Below are 20,002 nucleotides of genomic sequence, written 5' to 3' on the forward strand. Positions count from 1 at the left end.
GGCAATTATTGTATTTCAAACAAATGTCACATGCGATTGTTTCGCAAATTCTGAAAATGACCGGCACAATCGCCCCATGAATGGCGTCAGGGCAAGGAGCGCTCGGATCTAGCGGGCCTTGGACGTTCCATCACCACCAGTGCCACCTGCTCTCCACGAAGGCGCCCGACCGCTCCATTTCCTCACCCAACCCGCCCGGGCTGGACGTCAGCGATATCGGCGCGCTGCCAGCCCTTGTCTCGGGTGAGATAGGAAACCTGCGTGTAGCCGGCCGCGCAAACGGCCTGGCGCGACAGATCAAGTCCGACGCCAACGGTCTTCACACCATGGCTGTCGTCTCCGAAGGTGACCGGAATGTCCATTTCTCTGGCGCGGGACAGGATCTGTGGCAGAGGATAGACGGGGCCATAGCCGTTGCGGGCGGCCGCGCAGTTCACGTCAATGACGCCGTCGTGGGCCTTGATGGCTTCCAGCAGCCGTTCGATTTCCTTGGCGACCCGCGCCGAGAAGGCAAAGCCGGCTGGCTCGAACTTGCGCACCAGATCCAGATGGGCAACGACGTCTGGTCGCAACTGTTCGACCATGTCGGTTACGGACCGGAAATAGGCCAGCTGCATCGCCTCCGTGCCCCCCAGATCTTCGGCCAGACGGCGCGTGTCCTGCGGCGAGTAGTCGATCCACCGGCCGTCGATGTCGTGGACACTGCCCACCACATAATCGAAGGCATGCGCGCTCTTCAGCAGCCGCATCGCTTCGAGCCAGCGCTCTGGCGGCAACTTCTCTGTCTCGAAACCGATCAACAGTTCGATCTGCCCGGCATAGGCGTCGCGCAACGCGAAGGCACGGGTCACATACCCGTCGAAGGCCCTGATCAGACCTTCAGTGCCCAGTCTTTCCTCACCCGGGTAAAGATCCTGCTCTCGATAGCGAGGGCAATGTTCGCTCAGGCCATAGTGGGTAAAGCCTCTGTCGATTGCCGCTTCCACAACCTCCTGCAGGGACGAGGCGGCATGATCGCAGAACTCTCCCGAATGCCCACCGTGATAGCTGAACCAGACCATTGTCCATTTCCCTCGCAGCGCGCCCGCTCAATTGAGGTGCGAGCCTTGTCATACCAATTCTGCCCAAGATGCTGACGCATCGGCTCATTGAAGATGTTTAGAATTTCTCATCTGCATCAAGGGCATGAGAAATTCGAAAAAGGAATACCGAGAGTCATTTTCAATGACACTCGGTATCATGCGTCCTTTGCCGGCGAGCGATAGATCGATCCCTTGTAGTCTTCGATGTAGCTTCTCATCAGGCCTTCGACGGCAACAAACTCGGGCACGACCTCATCGCGTTGAAAGTCGAGGACAGTGTAGCCGAGCCACTCCTTTCCCGGTTGCGGCGGCATTGACTCGTCGTGGCTCAGGAAGCTGGAGGCGGCAGCCCAGATGAAGGCGGGTTCGCCCTCGACGCGCAAATCCAGAATCCTGTGCATGTGCCCCACGGTCACGGCTCTGACGTCATGCGCTTCAATGAGGCTCTTCAGGCGCGGACGGGCGGGCGACGGAATGGCCCAAGCGGGACGGTCAGGCTCATCCCAGTGCTGCAGAAAGAGCGGCATGTGACTGAAGAGCGCCAGTTTGCGCTCGCCGGACTGCGCAGCCGCCCGGTCCAGAAAGGCCCACTGTGCATCTTCTTGCGGGAGCCCGGTTGCCAGAACCTGGCTGTTGATACCGAGCAGTCGCCAGCCATCGATCGCGTCGGACTGCCAATACGAAGGTCCAAAATGCCGCTCCCACCGGGCCAATCTCTGATCGTTGGCGGGCTGGCTGGTGTCGCGCGCAATGTCGCCGACGTCGTGGTTGCCCGGCAGAACCAGCACCGGCGCACGCAGGGCCTCGATAGCGCCCCGGCCGAAGGCCAGGTCGGCCTCAAGATTGGCGCCATCAAGCGTGAGATCGCCAAGCGCCACGACCAGATCGATGTCGGATCGATCGTTCACATGGGCGGCAACCTTCTCCCAGTTGGCAACAAAGACCGGCTTCTCGGTGCCGACATGCGCGTCAGCCAAAACAGCAACTTTCATGGAACCGCTATCCTATTCTGCAGTCACACACTTGAAGGGCGCTCAGCGCGGGCAAGAAACGCAAGCCGCCTCAGAGAGGCGCGGCCTGCACGATGGTCAGTATCGACTCGATGTTGAAGGCCAGTCGCTCGGCCTGCGCCTTCCTGGTCATCAACCGGCGACCGTAGACGATGGAGCTGGTGGCCTGATTGGTCAGGTAGTAGTAGCAGACGGAGGTAATGGTCAGACTCAGCTGAACGGGATCGATGCCTGATCGGAACACGCCTTCCGCCACACCGCGCGCGAGCACTTCCTTCACAAGATCTTGCGATCGCGCGGCGCCTTCGCGAAGGATCTTGGAATGACGGAAGTTCTGCGCCTTGAGCAGATTTTCCTCATTCAGCAGCGTTATGAACTCGGGGTGGTCGAGATAGTAACGCCAGACGAAAGTCACGAGTTCCGCGAGCGCTTCGCGCGGCGGCAACAGATCAAGCTGCAGCGCAGCCTCTGCCTCCCAGAGGTCCAGATAGGCCTTCTCGATGACAGCCAGGAAGAGCTTCTCCTTGTTGCCAAAGTAATGATAGAGCATGCGTTTTCCGATTTCCGCGCGCTCTGCGATGTCATCCACCCTCCCCCCCGAAAAGCCCTTTTCAGAGAACTCGAGGACCGCTGCTTCCAGAATGCGGCTGCGGGACCGATCCGGGCGCCTCGGATGGCGCGGTGCAGGCGATTTGGCCTTTTCGGGCGTATCGGAGGTATCGGAGCCGTTCTTCATCGTGTCCCATTTCCATCGGCCACACACGCGGGCCCATCCAGCTGCGCAGCCGTTTCAAGCCCCGCCTGATCGATCGGCCCCGCTTGCCCCACCCGCTAACGGAGCAGCCGCAGCGATCACCTGCCGAGGGTCAGTTTCCGGTGCTCCAGGCCCCAGGTGAGCCACCTGCATCTTCGGAAGCCAAGAGCTTCGATCCTTCAGTCAAAGAGCCCAAGAGACCCTTCGCCTTGCCAGCTCTTCGCTGGCTCTCAATGCTCGGTATATGTGACCAACTGGTTATTTGTCAACTTCAACTAGCTGAAACTAAAGCGTAAAATTTTTCAAAACATTCTCATTCTGTCATCTGTCTGTCAATTTACGGACCTATAGAAGCCTCACCAAAGGCGACCCGGCACTGTCTGGGTGAGACCATTTCAAGCGATTTGGAGCGACGTGATGCACGGTCGCGGAATCAAGATAGCCAATGTCAGGAAGCACTTTGGAGGATCTGAAATCCTCCAAGGCGTTGACCTTGACATTCAGCCGGGAGAGTTCCTGACGCTGCTTGGCCCGTCCGGATGCGGAAAGTCGACCCTGCTTCGCATGATCGCAGGTTTCGATCAGTTGAGCTCCGGCTCAATCCACATCGGTGGACGCGACATCACGCAGTTGCCGCCGAAGAAGCGCGACGTCGCCATGGTTTTCCAGTCCTACGCGCTCTATCCGCACATGACTGTCGCCAGGAACATCGGCATCCCCCTGGAAATGAGCCGCCTTTCCTTTCGGCAGCGCCTTCCCGGCAGCCGATTGCTGTCGCGCCATGTTCGCCAAACCTATCGGGAGATCGAGCAGACTGTTGCCAAAGTGGCCGATCAGCTCGACCTCAAGCACCTGCTTGATCGCAAGCCGGCGCAACTCTCCGGCGGTCAGAGACAGCGGGTGGCCGTCGGGCGCGCCATCGTGCGCCAGCCCTCCGTCTTTCTCATGGATGAACCGCTTTCGAACCTCGACGCCAAGCTGAGAACCCAACTGCGGGAAGAGATCTCGGATCTTCACCGGCGCAGCGGCATCACCTTCCTCTACGTCACCCACGACCAGACGGAAGCCATGGCCATGTCCAGTCGGGTTGCGTTGATGCAGTCCGGTCGCATCGTCCAATGTGCAAGGCCGCAGGAAATCTACAACCGCCCTTCCGAACTCGCCGTTGCCCGCTTCGTCGGCTCCGTGGCGATCAACGAGCTGCCGGTAACGGTCGTGAACGGTCAGGTGCTTCTGGCCCAACGCGCCCTCAATCTGCGGGCACCCGAAGCCCCGGACGGCTCCTATACGCTGGGCCTGAGGCCGGAATCTCTGGATGCCGTTCCGCAGGGCGGGGATGCTGATTTTACATTGCCGCTCCTGCACGTCGAGTTTTCAGGCTCGGAGGTCACACTGCGCTGCGATGGGGCCGCTCTGGGCATCGACCGCATCCGGATACAGATGCGCGCGGAGCGGTTTGACCGCCTGCGCAGCGACGGCGGCATCGATGACAGGGTTGCCCTGCGCATCCTCGCTCAAAACGCGCTTCTGTTCTCGAGTTCGGGCCAGCTGATGCCGGCGCCCCTCAAGGTGGCGGAGGCAGGCCGATGACCGACACCATGGCGGTTCCCGCTGCATCCCTCCCTGCTGTGGCACCCGTCAGCCAGACCGACGGCGGCAGCTACAGGGTCCATGCCTACGCCTTCTCGGCGCCGGCCTTCCTGTTGCTCTTTGCCACCGTCATCGCCCCGGTCTTCGTCGTCCTCATTGTCAGCCTGACCAACTACAAGCTGGGTCACGCCTCATTGTCCTTCATCGGACTGGGGAACTACGCCAGGCTCCTGCAAGATCCCTATTTCTGGAACGCGCTCAAGAACAGCGCGATCTATACGTCGATCGTCGTCCCCATATCGGTCGGCCTGGCGCTGATCATCGCGGCTCTGCTCATCAACAGAACCCGCTCGCGCCGCTTCTATGAAGTCATCTACTTCCTGCCGGTCACCAGCACGCTGACGGCCATGTCGATCGTCTGGAGCTACCTGCTGAACGGGAACATCGGCCCGTTGGCGAAACTGATGACGTCGCTGGGCATGAAGCCCTTCGACTTCCTCGCCGATGGCGATCTCGCCCTCATCGGCCTTGCCGTCATCGGCATCTGGCACCTGCTCGGGTTCAACCTCATCCTCTTTCTGGCCGGGTTCACCACCATCCCGAAGGAGCTGATGGACGCGGCGCAACTGGATGGCATCGACAGCTTCTGGGATCGCCTTCGCTACGTCATCTGGCCGCTGATCGCACCGACAACCATCGTCGTGGTCGCCATCAGCTGCATTCAGGCCTTTCAGGCCTTTGACACCGTCGCCGTGTTGACCAACGGCGGACCATACGGGGCGACCGAGATGTTGCTCTACAAGATCAACCAGGACAGCTTCATCGGCCTCAAGGCGGGCTACGGCAGTGCCCTCACGGTCATCTATCTGAGCTTGATCGGCCTTTTCAGCATCTTCCAGATTCTGGCAAGCAACAGGAAGGTGCATTTCTGATGGTCCTCCGCTTGCTCCACCTGGCCCGAACCGCCGCCGTCCATGCTTTCCTGATGCTGGGCGCCTTCCTGATGGCCTATCCCTTCATCTGGATGTGGCGGGCGTCCTCCCGAAGTGCCGGCGAGATCTTCGGCGCCGTCTCCAATCCGCCGCCCATCTGGGAAGCGATATCCGAGAACTACGGGCGCGCCCTGTTCGAGACGCCGCTTCTGCGCTTCATGCTGAACGGCCTGATCATGACGGGCGGCATTCTGATCGCCCAGATCCTGACCACGGTGATCTGCGCCTTTGCTCTGGCCAAATATGACTTCAGGGGTCGAAAGATCCTGTTTGCCCTCGTCTTGCTGAGCCTGGCAGTCCCGGCGCAGGCGACGGCGTTGCCCATCTTCATCGTTCTGGTCAAGGTCGGGCTGCTGGACACCTACTTCTCGATGATGGTGCCCTATCTGACCTCCGGCTTTGCGATCTTCCTGTTTCACCAGTTCATCAAGTCCTTCCCGGACGAGATCCTGCTGGCGGCCCGGCTCGACGGCATGAGCGAGATCGAGATCGTCTTTCGCATCGTCATGCCCGCCATGCTGCCGGCGATCGCCGCCTTCGCGATCTTCTCGGTCACCTTTCACTGGAACGACCTTTACTGGCCGATGATCGCCATCCGGTCCGCCGACATGGCCCCGCCGACCCTGGGCCTCCTCTTCTTCCGCAGCCAGGGAGGGGGCGGAGACAGCTTCGGTCCCCTCATGGCTTGCGCCACCTTGGTCACCGCCCCGCTCATCCTTGTCTCCCTGGTTGCGCAACGAAAGTTCGTGCAGGGCGTCACGATGACCGGGGTCAAGTGAACTGGACCTGCCGGAGTCCACTGGCAGGACTGCCTCCTCCTCTCACCCCTCAGGCAACCTCCCGAAGGATACAAGATGTTCAAACTGAAGACCGCTCTTGCAGCGACTGCCGCCATCCTGTCGTTTGCCTTGCCGGCATGGGCTGATACGCCAGTCACTCTCAAGTTCTATCATCCGCAGCTGCCGTGGATCGGCGCTGTGATCGAGAGCTTCAATGCCACGCACAAGGACGTGGTGATCGAGGATCAGGCCCCGGCTGAGAATTACAGCGCCGGCGACCAGAATGTCATTCGCGGCCTGATGACCGACTCCGCCCCGGACGTCTATCTGGCGTCCTATTCCGGCGTCCCGAGCCTTGTGACCATCCTCAAGGATCGCAAGCTTGACGTCTCGCTCGGCAAGTTCATCCAGCAGGAAGGCAACAGCTGGGTCGAGAAGAACTATTCCGACGCCCTGCTCTCTCTCGCCAAGGTCGGGGGCGAGCAATATGCCATGCCCTTCACGGCCTCGCTTCCGATCGTCTACGTGAACAAGGAACTCATCGAGAAGGCCGGTGGCAGTGTCGACCAGTTCCCGACCACCTGGGATGGCGTGATCGAACTGGCCCAGAAGATCAACAAGCTGGGCGATGGCAACATCGGCCTCAACTTCTCCGTTGGCGGCCTCAGCGACGACTGGTTCTGGCAGATGGTCGTCATGGCCTCCGGCAACAGCATGCTCAATGCGGACGCCACCGGCATCGGTTTCGACAATGAAGCCGGCATGCAGGCTCTGCGCATCACCCAGGACATGGCGGTCAAGACCGACATGACCGTCTATGCCACGCCGACGCCCGCGACGCAGCAGTTTCTGGCCGGCAAGATCGGCATGGTGATCGAGTCGCCGTCCGAGATCGTCGGCTACGGCAAGGCCATCGGCGACCGTTTCACGATGCGCACCGTCAAGTTCCCCTTGATCGACGCCAGGAACGGTGGCTTGCCCGCCGGCGGAGCGGCCTTGATGATGCTGGCTCAGGACGACAAGAAGCAGGCCGCCGCCTGGGAGTTCATCAAGTACATGACCAGCGCCGAGACTCAGGCGACTGTTTCCAAGGCAAGCGGCTACATGCCGACCAACAAGCAGGCTGCTGACTTCCTCAAGGATTTCTATGCCGCCAACCCGAACTTCCAGACGGCTTTCCGAGAAATGGATGCCGCCCGTCCCTGGTTTGCCTATCCGAACAACACGGCTGACGAAGTCTGGAAGGGCGTCGCTCCGGTCCTCGATCAGTTGCAGCGCGGCAAGCTCTCGCCGGAGGATGCCATGACGAAGATTCGCGACCACGTCGCGTCGGTCATGGCCAACAAGTGATCTTCCGGCCGGTTGATCTCTAGAAGCGTCTATCCGTTCAAACTGAAAGCCCTGGCACTGCCGGGGCTTTCGCTTTCATTCCATCCTGCGATGCTGCCACCGATTGACGGTAGCCGGCACTCGATCGTCCCGACCGTGCACCTGGTCTGTGGGGAACGAGCTCGGTTCTGGCGTCAGGCCGACCTCAAGGCCCCATGGCCCGGCTAGTTTGCCATAACCCCATCGGTCCCGTTCATGTCGAGATCTCTCCGGACAAGCGTGTTCTCTGGAACCGAGCGCTCATAGCGTTCGGAGAGATCGCGTATGTGGTAGTAGAGGCCATAGCGCTCTTTCGGCATGACCTTGGTGATGCGGCAATTGAGCGTCGTGCCGATTGTTTCATCGAAGTAGACGACTGGATCGCCGACGGAGAAGTGTTCAGGCATTTTGCTTTCCTGCCGATCTGCCCCAATCTTGAAAAGGGGCCGCTTGGTTTGGGCAGTGGCTTGGGCGTCACTGGCTGTATGGGGCATGCCCTCAGCTAGGAGAGCGCCACACTCTCTGGGCCGGGAGCATCCGGTCGGACCCGCGGCTTTGCCTGCGGAGCCTTCGCATCACAGACTATTCGCCGCTTTGAGCCAAACCAGCATCGGAAGCTACCAACAATGTCCCATCCGGCGGCCACCTGAGCCGGCGCAACGCAGCGCGTGAGTAGATTCCGAGCCTCGCGCGCAAGGGCCGCAGAGCTATCCTGCGGTAAAAGATGAGCCGAGCCGCGTGAAAAGCCTTTTGAGCCGAGCCAAGGGAAAGCTCCTGTCTGGCGATTGTGCCCCTTGCAAGAACGGGCCTCTCTGTCGCAAGTCCAGACAGGCGCTCCCCACTTCTTCCTGAAACAGACCCTGTTCCGCCGATCCGATTGCGGCTTCGAGCATTTCGAGACGAAGGCCGTGCGAGCCCCTCTTGTGACCCGGCAGGCCCGACCTGCGTTCAGGTCACCAAGCGATGGAGACAGACAATGCCCACCGATTTACCCAACTCGCAGCGCCCGGCCGGAATGCCATTCGCAAACAAGGTGTGGCTGATCATTGTTATCGCCGGTGTGGCTGCGGTCGGCTGGATCTATTTGGGGCCAAGCCCGAAGGCTCCGACGCCGGCTCCCAAGGCCGACATGTCCACAGGGACCGAGGCGCCTGCATCGAGCGCCACGACCACGGTACCGGCCAAGCCATAAGACTGGCGACGGCTGCAAGGCCCAATCTTGTCCCTTTCCCAGCCCGGGCATGCTGCCAACGGTCGATTCCACCCCGTCCTGTCTCCCGATGTGCTAGAATGCACAAGTCTCGTCCAATCCGAGACAAGGCAGAAATCGAGCGAAATGACCGAGAGCATCCGTCCTGAGACAGGGGCTCCATCGCCGCTGCGCCATCCAGTGCTGCAATCCGGGGCGCCGCCCGGATCTGCGGTATCCTTCCCCGTGGTTGCCATCGGCGCCTCGGCCGGCGGCCTTGATGCCTGCCGCAAGCTGATTGCTGCCCTGCCCCCCAACACCGGCATGGCCTTCCTGCTGGTCCAGCATCTCGATCCCTCCCATGAGAGCCTTCTGGTCGATCTGCTGGCCGGCTACACGTCAATGCAGGTGCAGCAGGCGCGCGATGGCCAGGCCATCGAGCCGGACCACCTCTATGTGATGCCGCCGGGCACCTATCTGTCCGTCTTGAACGGCGTTCTCGCCCTCAGCGAGCCCAGCGCTCCGCATGGTGCGCGCCTGCCCTTCGATTTTCTCCTCAACTCGCTGGCGGAAAACTTCGGCTCCCGCGTCATCTGCGTCGTCCTGTCCGGCAATGGTGCCGACGGCAGTCTGGGGCTGCAATCGGTCAAGGCGGCGAAGGGGCTTGTCCTCGCACAGGATCCGCTCGACGCGACCTATGACGGCATGCCGAAAAGCGCCATCGCGACAGGCCTTGTGGACAGCGTGCTCCCTGTCGCACAAATGCCGCGCGCCCTGGCGGCGCATCAACAGACCATCGAGTCCTCGCAAGCGTCGACCAGTCGGGCCGGGACGATCGGCCCGAGCGACCTTGAAGCCATCCTCGATCTCGTCCGCACGAGAACCGTCCATGATTTCACGCCATACAAGCGAGGGACGCTTCAGCGCAGGATCGAGCGGCGCATGGAGACGGCGTCCAACGGCCCGCTGACCGCAACCCAGTATCTCAACTTGCTGGGACAAAGCCGGCAGGAACTTGATCAACTGGTGCAAGATCTCCTGATCAACGTCACGCAGTTCTTTCGCGACCCGCAAATCCTCGACCGCATGGTCGCCGGCCTGTTGCCCGAGTTGATCCGCAAGCACCCCAAGGGGCGCCCCTTTCGTGTCTGGATCGCCGGCTGCAGCTCAGGGGAAGAGGCCTATTCGCTCGCCATCCTGTTGCTGGAATGCGTTGAAGCCGAACGACTGGATCTCAAGCTTCAGGTCTTTGCCTCTGACGTCGACCCCGAAGCGATCGCGACGGCCCGCGCCGGTCTCTATCCAGCAAGCATCGAAGCCGATGTGTCGCCCGAGCGCCTGGCCAAGTTCTTCCTGAAGGAAGAACAGAGATACCGGATTGCTCCCGGTTTGCGCGCTTCGATCGTCTTCACTGTCCAGGACCTGCTGACCGATCCGCCCTTTTCCCATCTCGATCTGATTTCCTGCCGCAACGTGCTGATCTACCTTGGGCTCGCGGCGCAGGCCAAGGTCATCGATCTCTTCCATTTTGCGCTCAACACAAACGGCACCCTCCTGCTGGGCAGCGCCGAGACGATCAAGGCAGATGACGACCGCTTCGAGTTGGTATCGAAGACAGATCGGGTCTATCGACGCACCGAGCGCCCCCACGTAAGGGGGAGAAACTTTGGCGCCAGCGCCAGCACAGGTCTGCGCCCGCCCGCGCGCGCTGGCGCTGACCTCGGCAGTGTGCGGCAAAACGATCTTGCCGACCTCTGTCGACGGAAGGTGCTGGAGGCCTATGCACCGGCCACGGTTCTCGTCAACCGCCGGCACGAATGCATGTTCTTCCTGGGCCCGACCGAAAGATTCCTGTCGCTGCCCAAGGGAACGCCCAGCTACGACTTGTTCGCCATGGTCCCGGCGTTGATACACACCGCGCTGCGGTCCGCGTTGCGGCAAGCCGAGACGGAAAGGCGGCACGTTGTCGTACCTGCCGCGCCTTCGGCGAGCTTGAGTGCGCACAGGCTGTCGATCTCCATCGATCCGGTGCAAAGCGAGGGCGAAACCTTCTTCCTGGTCAGCTTTGAGGAAAAGCCACGAACCGCCGAGCCCTCATCCCTGAGAGTGAATGGCGCCGAAGACGCACGGGTCGAGCAACTGTCTCAGGAACTGGCGGCAACCCGCGCCGAGCTCCAGCACGCCGTCCGCGACCTTGAGGTTTCCGCGACAGAACAGAAAGCGATCTACGAAGAGGCGCTGTCGGTCAACGAGGAGTACCAGTCTACCAACGAGGAACTGCTGGCCTCCAAGGAGGAGTTGCAGTCGCTCAACGAAGAACTGACCGTACTCAACACAGAGCTGCAGGAAACGCTCGACAGGCAGCGCACGACGGCCAACGACTTGCGGAATGTGCTGTTCAGCACGGACATCGCCACGATTTTCCTCGATCAGGACTTTCGCATTCGCTTCTTCACACCGGCCGCCACATCCGTCTTCACGATCTTGCCCGGAGACATCGGCCGCCCGCTGGCCAACCTGCGATCCATGGTGATCGACGACGGTCTGCTGGCCGATGCGCAGGCCGTGCTCAAAAGTCAGGTGCCGCGGGAACGCGAGATCAGCGCGGAAGGTCCCGCCTGGTACGTGCGCCGCATCCTTCCCTACCGAACCCAGTCCGACGGCGTCGAGGGCGTCGTCATCACCTTCACGGACATCACCGAACGCCGCCGCATCTCCGAGGCACTGACCTTGGCCGAGCACCGGGCGCAAAGGGCCAATCTGGCCAAATCCCGGTTCCTCGCCGCCGCCAGCCACGACCTGCGCCAGCCGCTCCAAACCCTGAGCCTGCTGCATGGCCTCCTCGCCAAGCGGGTCGAAGGGGACAAGGGCCAGGACTTGATGCGGCGCTTCGAAGACACTCTGGGTGTCATGGGCGGCATGCTGAACACCCTGCTCGACATCAACCAGATCGAAGCGGGAACCATTCAGGCCGACATCAGGCCGTTTGCCGTGTCCATCCTGCTCCAGCGCATCTCCGACGAGTTCTCCTTTCTGGCGGAAGCCAAGGGCCTCGATCTGCGCGTCATTCCGAGCAGTCTCGTCGTCCACAGCGATCCGGACCTGCTGGGTCAGATGCTGCGGAATCTCGTCGCCAATGCCGTGAAATACACCGCCAAGGGCCGGGTCCTGGTGGGTTGCCGGCACCGGTCCGACCGCGTCGACATCGAGGTCTGGGACACCGGCCTCGGCATCCCCGCCGACCAGCAGCAAGCCATCTTCGAGGAGTATCATCAGGTCGACAATGTGGCCCGACAGAGAGACCGCGGTCTCGGTCTTGGTCTTGCCATCGTCAGGCGGCTCGGGACACTTCTGAACGCGACGGTGGACGTCGGCTCCACGCTCGGCAAGGGCTCGGTCTTCACCCTGGGTATCCCGACCATCGATCTGGAGACCACGCCGGGTCCGCTCGCGACCGCACGAACTGGTGGCGGTGCTGGTCCTGCTTCGTCGGTCACCGGCAACATCCTGGTGATCGAGGACGACCCCGCCGTCCGCGACCTTCTGGAGGCTTCGCTGCGAGGCGAAGGCCACCGCGTGGCCGTCGCAGCCGACGGCAATGTTGCGATCGAGGCGGTGGCCCGCCGCTCCTTCCACCCGGACCTCGTCCTGGCCGACTTCAACCTGCCCGGTGGGCGTGACGGCCTCAAGATTGCCGCGGAGATCCGACACCTCCTCAACCGGAGCGTTCCGGTCGTCATTCTGAGTGGCGACATCGCCACGGCGACACTCCACGACATCGCCGGCCAGAACTGCGTCCATCTCACCAAGCCGATAGGATTGCCCGATCTCTACCGACTGATCGACACCTTGCTGCGCAAGGGCGCGGCACAGGAGGCGCCAGCAGCCGTTGCGCCGGCGTCGCTGGTCCAGATCGTCGATGACGACGACGCCATCCTCGACACGTTGCGGCTGGTGCTTGAGGCCGATGGGCGGGCGGTGGAAACCTTTGCCAGCGCAGAAGCCTTCCTCGCAACCTATGTCCCGCATCGGCAAGGCTGCCTGCTGGTGGACGCGTACCTGCCAGGCATGAGCGGCCTTGAGCTTCTCGCCCGTCTCAGCAAGGACGTCGACCATCCACCCGCGATCATGATCACCGGCAACAGCGACGTCGGCATGGCCGTGCAGGCAATGAAGGCTGGAGCGCTCGATTTCATCGATAAGCCCATCGGTTCGGCGGAGTTGCTGGCGGTGATCGATCGGGCGATCGAACAGGCGTCCGACCAGGCCAAGCGCACCGACTGGCGCGACAGCTCCGCAAGGCGCCTCGCAGGCCTGACCCCGCGCCAGCATCAGATCATGGATCTTGTCCTCGCCGGTCAACCGAGCAAGATCATCGCCGCCGACCTCGGCATCAGCCAGCGCACGGTGGAGAACCACCGCGCCTCGATCATGAAGCGGACGGGAACGAAATCGCTCCCCGAACTGGCCCGACTGGTGCTGACATCGGCCGGCTAGAGACGGCATCGGCGGCGTTGCCGCTTCTGCTCTTGAAAAGCGACCATCCCGCTGCGGCCACGCCCCTCGGTTTGGTTGCCAGCCTCCCAAGTCAGGCCAGAACCGACGGTTCGACTTTCCGACCCTGCCTGTGGGAAAAACGCTCCCCACAGAACAGCCTTGTTGAAGCCTTCAGCCCATGAAATACGATAGCTCTCCTGCGCTTGCGGATGGATGGGACGACACAACATGATTGGCCTGCGATTGCAGTTACGGATCGGCACCGACACGCGGATCGGACCGGGAAAGATCATTCTGCTCGAGACTGTCGCCAGGACCGGGTCGATCTCGGCCGCGGCGCGCGAGATGGAAATGACCTATCGCCGGGCCTGGGAGTTGATCGACCACATGAACAAGGCCTTCGGTCAGCCGCTGATCCATGGACAGACTGGCAAGGCTGGTGGCGCCTCGCTCACCGAGTTCGGGCTGAAGGTGATCGAGACCTATCGTCGGATCGAGCTCGACGCCAAGGCCGTCGCCGCGCCGCATCTTGAGTCGCTGGGCGCCATCGTGCCGACTGTTTCCGTCGATCTGTCGCAAAGCGCGACAGAGGACGACGATTGAGCTTTTCAGATACTTTTGACCTTCGTATTTCGCATGCTTTTATGGCATTCAGATCATAATTACATGCTTTTTACATTCTAGTCGTTTCATCCATTTATATCATTGCGTTGCGCCATTTTTCCCTTCGGATTGGCGATCAAGAAGACAATTATGTCTTTGAAATCACAATATAAACTCATGAGTACTTCCCCTATTTGCGGAAGCTCCGGCAATAGAAGACAATATTTCTCAGAACAGAAATCCAGTTTTGGATCTGCTGATAGAAATCTTGGGCAAACTTAGGTGGCCCGGTGGCGCTCGGAGGAAACAGGAAATGGCAAAAGTCATCCGCGTTAACATGACGGACCTCACGGTTCGTACGGAAGAGGCTCCGGCAGCCTGGGCAGGTCTCGGCGGTCGCGCCCTCACCTCCACCATCGTGGCCGAGGAAGTTCCCCCCACCTGCCACCCGCTCGGCCCCAACAACAAGCTGGTGTTCGCGCCCGGCCTGCTGTCCGGCACGGCGGCCGCCAACTCCGGCCGCTTCTCGGCTGGCGCAAAGAGCCCGCTGACCGGCACCATCAAGGAAAGCAACTCCGGCGGCACCTCGGCCCGCCTGCTGTCCCGCCTCGACATCAAGGCGTTGATCTTCGAAGGCCAGCCGGTCGGCGACGCCTGGTATCGGGTGCATGTGAACAAGGATGGCGTGACCATCGAGCAGGAAACCGAGACGCTCGGCAAGACCAACTTTGCCGTTCTTGAAAGCGTGGCGTCCCGCTTCAGCGAAGACTTCGGCGTGCTGACCATCGGCCCGGCCGGCGAACAGATGATGGGCATCGCCAACATCTCCGTGCGCGACACCGAAGGCAAGCTGCGCAGCTTCGGCCGCGGCGGTCTCGGCGCCGTCATGGGCTCCAAGAAGATCAAGTTCATCACCATCGATGGCGACGGTTCTTCCCCGATCAAGCTCGCCGATCCCAATGCCTTCAAGGCCGCGTCCATGGTCTTCACCAAGACGCTGAAGGACCACCCGGTCTCCGGTCAGGGCCTCTACACCTACGGCACTGCCGTTCTGGTCAACATCCTGCACGAAGCCGGTGGCCTGCCGACCAAGAACTTCACGTCCGGCCAGTACGAACACCACGAGAAGATCTCGGGCGAGAAGATGTATGAGAACATCACCGCCCGTGGCGGCGAGCCGAGCCATGGCTGCTCCAACGGCTGCGTGATCCAGTGCTCGCAGGTCTACAAGGACACCGCCGGCAACTATGTCACCTCCGGCTTCGAGTATGAAACCATCTGGGCGCTGGGTGCCGACTGCTGCATCGACGACCTCGACATCATCGCCGAGATCGACAATGTGATGGACGACCTCGGTGTCGACAGCATCGAGACCGGCGTGATGTTCGCCGTGGCCATGGAAGCGGGCATCCTGCCCTGGGGCGACGGCAAGGAAATCATCCGCCTGCTGCGCGAAGAAGTCCAGAAGGCGACCCCGCTCGGTCGCGTCCTTGGCGGCGGCACGCTGGCGGTCGGCAAGGCCTATGGCCTGACCCGCATCCCCGTCGTCAAGGGCCAGGCGATCCCCGCCTATGACCCGCGCGCCGTCAAGGGCATCGGCGTCACCTATGCCACCACCACCATGGGCGCCGACCACACCGCCGGTTACTCGATAGCCACCAACATCCTGAACGTCGGTGGCAAGGTCGATCCGCTCACCAACGTGGGACAGGTGGAACTGTCGCGCAACCTGCAGATCGCCACGGCGGCCATCGACTCGACGGGCCTGTGCCTGTTCATCGCCTTCCCGGCCCTCGACATTCCCGAATGTCTCGGATCGGCAGTGGACATGATCAACGCCCGCTACGGCATCAAGCTGACGATGGACGACGTGATCGGCCTCGGCAAGACGGTGCTGAAGATCGAGCACGAGTTCAACCTCAAGGCCGGCATCGGTCCCGAACAGGATCGCCTGCCCGAGTTCTTCGAACTCGAGTCGATCGCCCCGCACAATGTGAAGTGGGACATGGATCAGAAGGAACTCGAGTCCTTCTGGAACTTCTGATCCGGAGTGCGCATGCAGATCACGGTCAAGCTGTTCGCGACCTTCCGGGAAGGGCGCTTCAAGCAAGCCGATCGGGACTACCCGATCGGCACCACGGTGGCGAATGTGGTCGATGACCTCGCCATCGTGCCGTCCGAGATCGGCATGATCTTCGTGAAGGGACGTGCGGCCGAAATGGACTACGTCCTCAAGGAAAACGACGCGCTGGCCTTGTTTCCACTGCTTGGGGGTGGCTAATCCTGTCTCCTCCAGAGCCTTCGCCGGCCAAGTTGCATGATTTGGTCGGCTAGGGTGAGAGCAGCCGCCTTTCGATCAGATTGTTCCAATCTGATCGGCGGGTGCTCTGGGGATGTTTCCAGCCTCTCCGCTTCGGCAGGACGAACCGAGTTCAGGCAGATCATCGGTTCGTCTCCCAAGCGAAACAAGTTTAGCCTGTCGTCGAGGGAGCCTCATACGGAGGGGCTCCCTCATCATTTTCGGGAAGAGAACCCATGGCCGACACCAGCTTGAGCCCGGAAGAGCTTTCCCGCTACTCGCGTCACATCCTGCTGCGTGACGTCGGCGGCCCCGGTCAGCAGAAGCTGAAGGCCGCGCGGGTGCTCTGCGTCGGCGCCGGCGGTCTCGGTTCGCCCATCATCGAATATCTGGCCGCAGCCGGCATCGGCACGCTCGGCCTCGTCGATGACGACGTGGTGTCCCTGTCCAACCTGCAAAGACAGGTGGTGCATACGAGCGCCAACATCGGCCGCCTCAAGGTCGACAGCGCCGCCGAGCGGGTTGCCGCCATCAATCCGCATGTGGTGGTCGAGCGCCACGCATTGCGGCTCGATGCCGGCAACGTGGCCGACATCGTCGGCAACTACGACATCGTCGTGGATGGCACCGACAACTTCCCGACCCGCTTCCTGATCGCCGACACAGCCTATGCGCTCGAAAAGCCGCTGGTGACCGCTGGCGTTCTCGAGTTCTACGGTTCACTGACCACGCTCGTGCCCTTCAGACGTGGCGCCGATGGCGCCTTCCTGCCAAGCTGGCGCTGCCTGATGCCGAGGGAGCCGGAGGGAACCGCACTGACTTGCGCGCAGGTTGGCATTCTCGGCGCGGTGGTCGGCGTGCTCGGCACGCTCGCCGCCTGCGAAGTGCTGAAGCTCATCACCGGCGTCGGCGAACCGCTGATCGGCCGCCTGCTGATGGTCGATATCCGCGACATGGGCTTCGACGTGGTAGACTACGAGCGCAATCCGGCAACGGTGGCTCCCAAGCTGACGTGACACCGGGCGTCAGATGCGCAGCGCCTGAGGGCGGCGGCCACGTGATCGCGATATCGCGAGCTTCCGCGAGACCTTAAGGAGGAGGCCGACATGGGCGGCACCATCGAACTCAGGGCCTTCATGGGACTGCAAATGCTGTTTCGTGAGCGCGGCTGGTCCATCCCGCACACCTTCGAAATCGAGGGCGAGATGACCGGCGAAGACCTGCTCGTCCGCCTCGACATCCCGCGCGACAAGGTGGAGTCCTTCTTCATCAACAGGCTGGCCATCGCCATCGAAGGCTCGGTCATCCGCCCCGGCGATCGGGTGGCGCTGGTGCCGCCGGGTGTTCCGGGGCCGCACCGCCTTCTCCTCGGCATTCACAACAAGGCCAAGTCGCGCGAGCTGTTCGGCCTGTCGCACTGATACAGGCCGCAAGCGGAAGAGCCCGGCACTTGGCCGGGCTCCCTGATTGAACCTCTAGTGCCGAGATCACGCCTTGGGGTCGGTGGCGTTCGGGAAGAACAGCTGCGTGCCGTTGATCTTGTAGCTGGCGATCACAGCCTGCCCTTCGGGCGACACCAGCCAGTCGATGAAGGCCTGGCCGTCCTTGGCCTTGACAGTCGGGAACTTCTCCGGGTTCACCAGCATCGCGCCATATTGGTTGAACAGCTTCTTGTCGCCCTCGACGACGACCACGAGATCGCCCTTGTTGGCAAAGGCGAGCCAGGTGGCGCGATCGGACAGCGTATAGGCCCCCATGGCACCGGCCGTGTTCAGCGTCGCGCCCATGCCCTGACCGATCTCGCGATACCAATCGCCGCGCACGGCGGCGAGGTCAACGCCGGCCACCTGCCACAGCTTGAGTTCGGCGGTGTTGGTGCCGGACTTGTCGCCGCGCGAGACGAAAGGAACCTTCTTGTCGGCCATGGTCTTGAAGGCGGTAGCCACATCCTTGCCGCCGGCGATGCCGGCCGGATCGGCCTTGGGGCCGACGACGATGAAGTCGTTGTACATCACCGGATAGCGCTTCACGCCGAAGCCTTCGGCGAGGAACTTCTCTTCCTGCGCCTTGGCATGCACGAACACCACGTCCGCGTCACCGCGGCGGGCCGTGTCGAGCGCCTGACCGGTGCCCTGGGCGACGACCTTGACGGTGATGCCGGTCTTGGCGGTGAAGGCGGGCAGCAACACGTTGAACAGACCGGAGTCCTGGGTCGACGTGGTGGAGGCGACGGTGATGAAACGGTCTTCGGCCGAGGCCGGGCCAAAAGCCGTGAAGGCGATGGTCGTTGCGGCCAAAGCCGTCAGGAAAGTTCTGCGAAGCATGATTTCACTCCCATTTCAGTTTGTTGGGTTGTTGAAGGACATCACCAGACGAGGCGGTTTTCCAAAAACGCCTGCGCCTCGGCCGTCTGCGGTCGGGTGAAGAAAGTGTCCGCCGGTCCCTGCTCCAGCAGGCGACCGTTGTGGAAGAAGAGGATGTCATCGGCAAAGCGGCGGGCCAGGCCGAGGTCGTGGGTTGTCATCACCAGCGTCATGCCGTGGGCGCGCAGGAGTTCGAGCATTTCCTCGACCTGCCGCGCCGCAGTCGGATCGAGCGCGGACGTGGGCTCGTCGAGGAACAGAAGCTCGGGATTGAGGCTGGCCGCCCTGGCGATGGCCAGCCGCTGCTGCTCGCCCCCGGAAAGCACCCGAGCCGGACGATCGGCCAGCGCCGAGAGACCGAAATGCGCCATGGTCTCATCGGCGAGGCGCCGCCTTTCGCGCCAGCCGAAGCCGGCCATGGCCAGTGCATGGGTGAAGTTGCCGCGCACCGACCGGCGCAGCATCACCGGTTTCTGGAACACCATCGCCTGCCGGCGACGAACCTCGGCATCCGACTTGCCGGCGACAAAGTCCAGCCGCCCGGAGCTGGGTTTCAGCAGCCCGTGGCAGACTTTCAGGAACAGCGTCTTGCCGGCCCCATTCGGACCGAGCACGACGGTCCGGCGCTTGTTGCGGATCGAAGTGGCCGTCACCTCAAGCAGGCGGCGACCGTCCACTTCAAGGGCAATGTCCTGGAGCTTGAGCGGCAGCATCGATGTCACGTCTCGCATCAGCGGCCTCCTGCAAGCTTGGCACCTATGCGGGACACGCCATAGGCCAAGCCGTTGATGCAAAGGGTTATGGTGATCAGAACGACACCCAGCGCCATGGCCAAAGGCAGGTCACCTTTCGATGTTTCCAGCGCAATGGACGTGGTCATGGTCCGGGTATAGCCGGCGATGTTGCCGCCGACGATCAGGATGGCGCCCACCTCGGCGCTCGCCCGCCCCAGCCCCGCCAGCATGGTGGTCACCAGCGAGAAGCGGGCGTCCCAAAGCAGCGTCGGAATGGAGCCGATACGACCGACCCCGAGCGAGGTCATGTGGTCGGCATATTCGCTCCAGAGATCCTCGACCGTCTGGCGCGTCAGCGCGACGATGATAGGCAGCACCAGGATGAACTGGGCGGTCATCATCGCCTGCGGCGTGAACAGCAGGCCGAGACCGCCGAGCGGGCCGGAACGCGATAGCAGCAGAAACACCACGAGGCCGGCCACCACGGGCGGAAAGCCCATCAGCGTGTTGATGACGACGATGATCGGCAGCCGCCCGCGAAACCGTGTCAGCGCCAACATTGCGCCCAGCGGCAGGCCCACACAACCAGCCAGCGTCACCGCGGTAAGCGTAACCTCGAGCGACAAAAGTATTATGCTGTAGAAATCACCATCTCCACCGGAGATGATTTTCCACAGAGCCGAAATGATCGACACATCCTGCAGCATGTCTCACCGTTTGTCGCAAAATACGACACTTCAAG

At 61.9% G+C, this 20,002-nt stretch carries 18 protein-coding genes; 11 read left to right on the top strand and 7 right to left on the bottom strand.

The annotated features are described in order from the left end of the window. Positions 1-182: 182 nt before the first annotated feature. The 3 genes from L2I41_RS12420 to L2I41_RS12430 all read right to left on the bottom strand — a co-directional run bounded on the left by L2I41_RS12420 (position 183) and on the right by L2I41_RS12430 (position 2,828). The gene (locus tag L2I41_RS12420; protein WP_237153881.1) at positions 183-1,061 is read right to left on the bottom strand and encodes a histidinol-phosphatase; all 879 of its coding nucleotides are present in this window, start codon (positions 1,059-1,061) and stop codon (positions 183-185) included. A gap of 176 nt (positions 1,062-1,237) precedes the next feature. After that, entirely contained in the window at positions 1,238-2,074 is an 837-nt protein-coding gene (locus L2I41_RS12425) for a metallophosphoesterase family protein (RefSeq protein ID WP_237153882.1), read from the bottom strand. Positions 2,075-2,144: 70 nt separating this feature from the next. Then, on the bottom strand, positions 2,145-2,828 hold the full coding sequence (locus L2I41_RS12430) for a TetR/AcrR family transcriptional regulator (RefSeq protein WP_255720188.1): 684 nt from the start codon (positions 2,826-2,828) through the stop codon (positions 2,145-2,147). 435 nt (positions 2,829-3,263) lie between these two features. Here L2I41_RS12430 and L2I41_RS12440 point away from each other — a divergent pair, with 435 nt between their 5' ends. From L2I41_RS12440 to L2I41_RS12455, 4 genes are all read left to right on the top strand, one after another. Further along, positions 3,264-4,436 carry an ABC transporter ATP-binding protein gene (locus L2I41_RS12440; RefSeq protein ID WP_237153883.1) on the top strand — a complete coding sequence of 391 codons (1,173 nt, stop codon included), beginning with the start codon at positions 3,264-3,266 and terminating at the stop codon, positions 4,434-4,436. After that, positions 4,433-5,368: a carbohydrate ABC transporter permease gene (locus L2I41_RS12445; protein WP_237153884.1), complete on the top strand. Its 936-nt coding sequence runs from the start codon at positions 4,433-4,435 to the stop codon at positions 5,366-5,368. Before L2I41_RS12440 ends, L2I41_RS12445 begins: the two co-directional genes overlap by 4 nt. Next, positions 5,368-6,207 (top strand): carbohydrate ABC transporter permease, encoded by an 840-nt coding sequence (locus L2I41_RS12450; protein WP_237153885.1) that lies wholly within the window; start codon positions 5,368-5,370, stop codon positions 6,205-6,207. The genes L2I41_RS12445 and L2I41_RS12450 overlap by 1 nt, the downstream gene beginning before the upstream one ends. A gap of 75 nt (positions 6,208-6,282) precedes the next feature. Beyond that, positions 6,283-7,557 (top strand): ABC transporter substrate-binding protein, encoded by a 1,275-nt coding sequence (locus L2I41_RS12455; protein WP_237153886.1) that lies wholly within the window; start codon positions 6,283-6,285, stop codon positions 7,555-7,557. 203 nt (positions 7,558-7,760) lie between these two features. Here the strand turns inward: L2I41_RS12455 and L2I41_RS12460 are convergent, their stop codons facing one another. Further along, positions 7,761-7,982 carry a hypothetical protein gene (locus tag L2I41_RS12460; RefSeq protein WP_237153887.1) on the bottom strand — a complete coding sequence of 74 codons (222 nt, stop codon included), beginning with the start codon at positions 7,980-7,982 and terminating at the stop codon, positions 7,761-7,763. 569 nt (positions 7,983-8,551) lie between these two features. Here L2I41_RS12460 and L2I41_RS12465 point away from each other — a divergent pair. The 7 genes from L2I41_RS12465 to L2I41_RS12495 all read left to right on the top strand — a co-directional run bounded on the left by L2I41_RS12465 (position 8,552) and on the right by L2I41_RS12495 (position 17,584). Continuing rightward, on the top strand, positions 8,552-8,767 hold the full coding sequence (locus L2I41_RS12465; protein ID WP_237153888.1) for a hypothetical protein: 216 nt from the start codon (positions 8,552-8,554) through the stop codon (positions 8,765-8,767). A gap of 144 nt (positions 8,768-8,911) precedes the next feature. Then, positions 8,912-13,261: a chemotaxis protein CheB gene (locus tag L2I41_RS12470; RefSeq protein ID WP_237153889.1), complete on the top strand. Its 4,350-nt coding sequence runs from the start codon at positions 8,912-8,914 to the stop codon at positions 13,259-13,261. Between the two features lie 228 nt (positions 13,262-13,489). Further along, positions 13,490-13,864: a winged helix-turn-helix domain-containing protein gene (locus L2I41_RS12475; RefSeq protein ID WP_237153890.1), complete on the top strand. Its 375-nt coding sequence runs from the start codon at positions 13,490-13,492 to the stop codon at positions 13,862-13,864. 313 nt (positions 13,865-14,177) lie between these two features. Continuing rightward, the gene (locus L2I41_RS12480) at positions 14,178-15,908 is read left to right on the top strand and encodes an aldehyde ferredoxin oxidoreductase family protein (RefSeq protein ID WP_237153891.1); all 1,731 of its coding nucleotides are present in this window, start codon (positions 14,178-14,180) and stop codon (positions 15,906-15,908) included. A gap of 12 nt (positions 15,909-15,920) precedes the next feature. Next, a complete protein-coding gene (locus tag L2I41_RS12485) occupies positions 15,921-16,145 on the top strand; it encodes a MoaD/ThiS family protein (RefSeq protein WP_237153892.1) in 225 nt (74 codons plus the stop codon). A 254-nt stretch (positions 16,146-16,399) separates the two neighbouring features. After that, positions 16,400-17,179, top strand: coding sequence for a HesA/MoeB/ThiF family protein (locus L2I41_RS12490; protein WP_237153893.1), 780 nt, complete (start codon positions 16,400-16,402; stop codon positions 17,177-17,179). 90 nt (positions 17,180-17,269) lie between these two features. Then, positions 17,270-17,584 carry a ubiquitin family protein gene (locus L2I41_RS12495; RefSeq protein WP_237153894.1) on the top strand — a complete coding sequence of 105 codons (315 nt, stop codon included), beginning with the start codon at positions 17,270-17,272 and terminating at the stop codon, positions 17,582-17,584. Positions 17,585-17,650: 66 nt separating this feature from the next. On the opposite strand, the gene L2I41_RS12500 is transcribed toward L2I41_RS12495, so the two are convergent. From L2I41_RS12500 to L2I41_RS12510, 3 genes are read right to left on the bottom strand one after another with little or no spacing between them, the layout of a single operon-like run. Next, complete coding sequence (locus L2I41_RS12500; protein WP_237153895.1) at positions 17,651-18,487, bottom strand: ABC transporter substrate-binding protein; 837 nt, start codon at positions 18,485-18,487, stop codon at positions 17,651-17,653. Positions 18,488-18,528: 41 nt separating this feature from the next. Further along, positions 18,529-19,257 (bottom strand): energy-coupling factor ABC transporter ATP-binding protein, encoded by a 729-nt coding sequence (locus L2I41_RS12505; RefSeq protein ID WP_237153896.1) that lies wholly within the window; start codon positions 19,255-19,257, stop codon positions 18,529-18,531. Continuing rightward, positions 19,257-19,967, bottom strand: coding sequence for an ABC transporter permease (locus L2I41_RS12510; protein WP_237153897.1), 711 nt, complete (start codon positions 19,965-19,967; stop codon positions 19,257-19,259). The genes L2I41_RS12505 and L2I41_RS12510 overlap by 1 nt, the downstream gene beginning before the upstream one ends. Positions 19,968-20,002: the final 35 nt, after the last annotated feature.

This window comes from Oryzibacter oryziterrae (assembly GCF_021864535.1).
Lineage (GTDB): Bacteria > Pseudomonadota > Alphaproteobacteria > Rhizobiales > Pleomorphomonadaceae > Pleomorphomonas > Pleomorphomonas oryziterrae.

Bases quoted from the DNA above. Each gene is read 5' to 3' on its own strand.
- L2I41_RS12480 (WP_237153891.1), top strand. From the start codon at position 14,178: ATGGCAAAAGTCATCCGCGTTAACATGACGGACCTCACGGTTCGTACG.
- L2I41_RS12460 (WP_237153887.1), bottom strand. From the start codon at position 7,982: ATGCCTGAACACTTCTCCGTCGGCGATCCAGTCGTCTACTTCGATGAA.
- L2I41_RS12450 (WP_237153885.1), top strand. From the start codon at position 5,368: ATGGTCCTCCGCTTGCTCCACCTGGCCCGAACCGCCGCCGTCCATGCT.
- L2I41_RS12510 (WP_237153897.1), bottom strand. From the start codon at position 19,967: ATGCTGCAGGATGTGTCGATCATTTCGGCTCTGTGGAAAATCATCTCC.
- L2I41_RS12500 (WP_237153895.1), bottom strand. From the start codon at position 18,487: ATGCTTCGCAGAACTTTCCTGACGGCTTTGGCCGCAACGACCATCGCC.
- L2I41_RS12425 (WP_237153882.1), bottom strand. From the start codon at position 2,074: ATGAAAGTTGCTGTTTTGGCTGACGCGCATGTCGGCACCGAGAAGCCG.
- L2I41_RS12420 (WP_237153881.1), bottom strand. From the start codon at position 1,061: ATGGTCTGGTTCAGCTATCACGGTGGGCATTCGGGAGAGTTCTGCGAT.
- L2I41_RS12430 (WP_255720188.1), bottom strand. From the start codon at position 2,828: ATGAAGAACGGCTCCGATACCTCCGATACGCCCGAAAAGGCCAAATCG.
- L2I41_RS12490 (WP_237153893.1), top strand. From the start codon at position 16,400: ATGGCCGACACCAGCTTGAGCCCGGAAGAGCTTTCCCGCTACTCGCGT.
- L2I41_RS12455 (WP_237153886.1), top strand. From the start codon at position 6,283: ATGTTCAAACTGAAGACCGCTCTTGCAGCGACTGCCGCCATCCTGTCG.
- L2I41_RS12445 (WP_237153884.1), top strand. From the start codon at position 4,433: ATGACCGACACCATGGCGGTTCCCGCTGCATCCCTCCCTGCTGTGGCA.
- L2I41_RS12485 (WP_237153892.1), top strand. From the start codon at position 15,921: ATGCAGATCACGGTCAAGCTGTTCGCGACCTTCCGGGAAGGGCGCTTC.
- L2I41_RS12470 (WP_237153889.1), top strand. From the start codon at position 8,912: ATGACCGAGAGCATCCGTCCTGAGACAGGGGCTCCATCGCCGCTGCGC.
- L2I41_RS12495 (WP_237153894.1), top strand. From the start codon at position 17,270: ATGGGCGGCACCATCGAACTCAGGGCCTTCATGGGACTGCAAATGCTG.
- L2I41_RS12440 (WP_237153883.1), top strand. From the start codon at position 3,264: ATGCACGGTCGCGGAATCAAGATAGCCAATGTCAGGAAGCACTTTGGA.
- L2I41_RS12465 (WP_237153888.1), top strand. From the start codon at position 8,552: ATGCCCACCGATTTACCCAACTCGCAGCGCCCGGCCGGAATGCCATTC.
- L2I41_RS12505 (WP_237153896.1), bottom strand. From the start codon at position 19,257: ATGCGAGACGTGACATCGATGCTGCCGCTCAAGCTCCAGGACATTGCC.
- L2I41_RS12475 (WP_237153890.1), top strand. From the start codon at position 13,490: ATGATTGGCCTGCGATTGCAGTTACGGATCGGCACCGACACGCGGATC.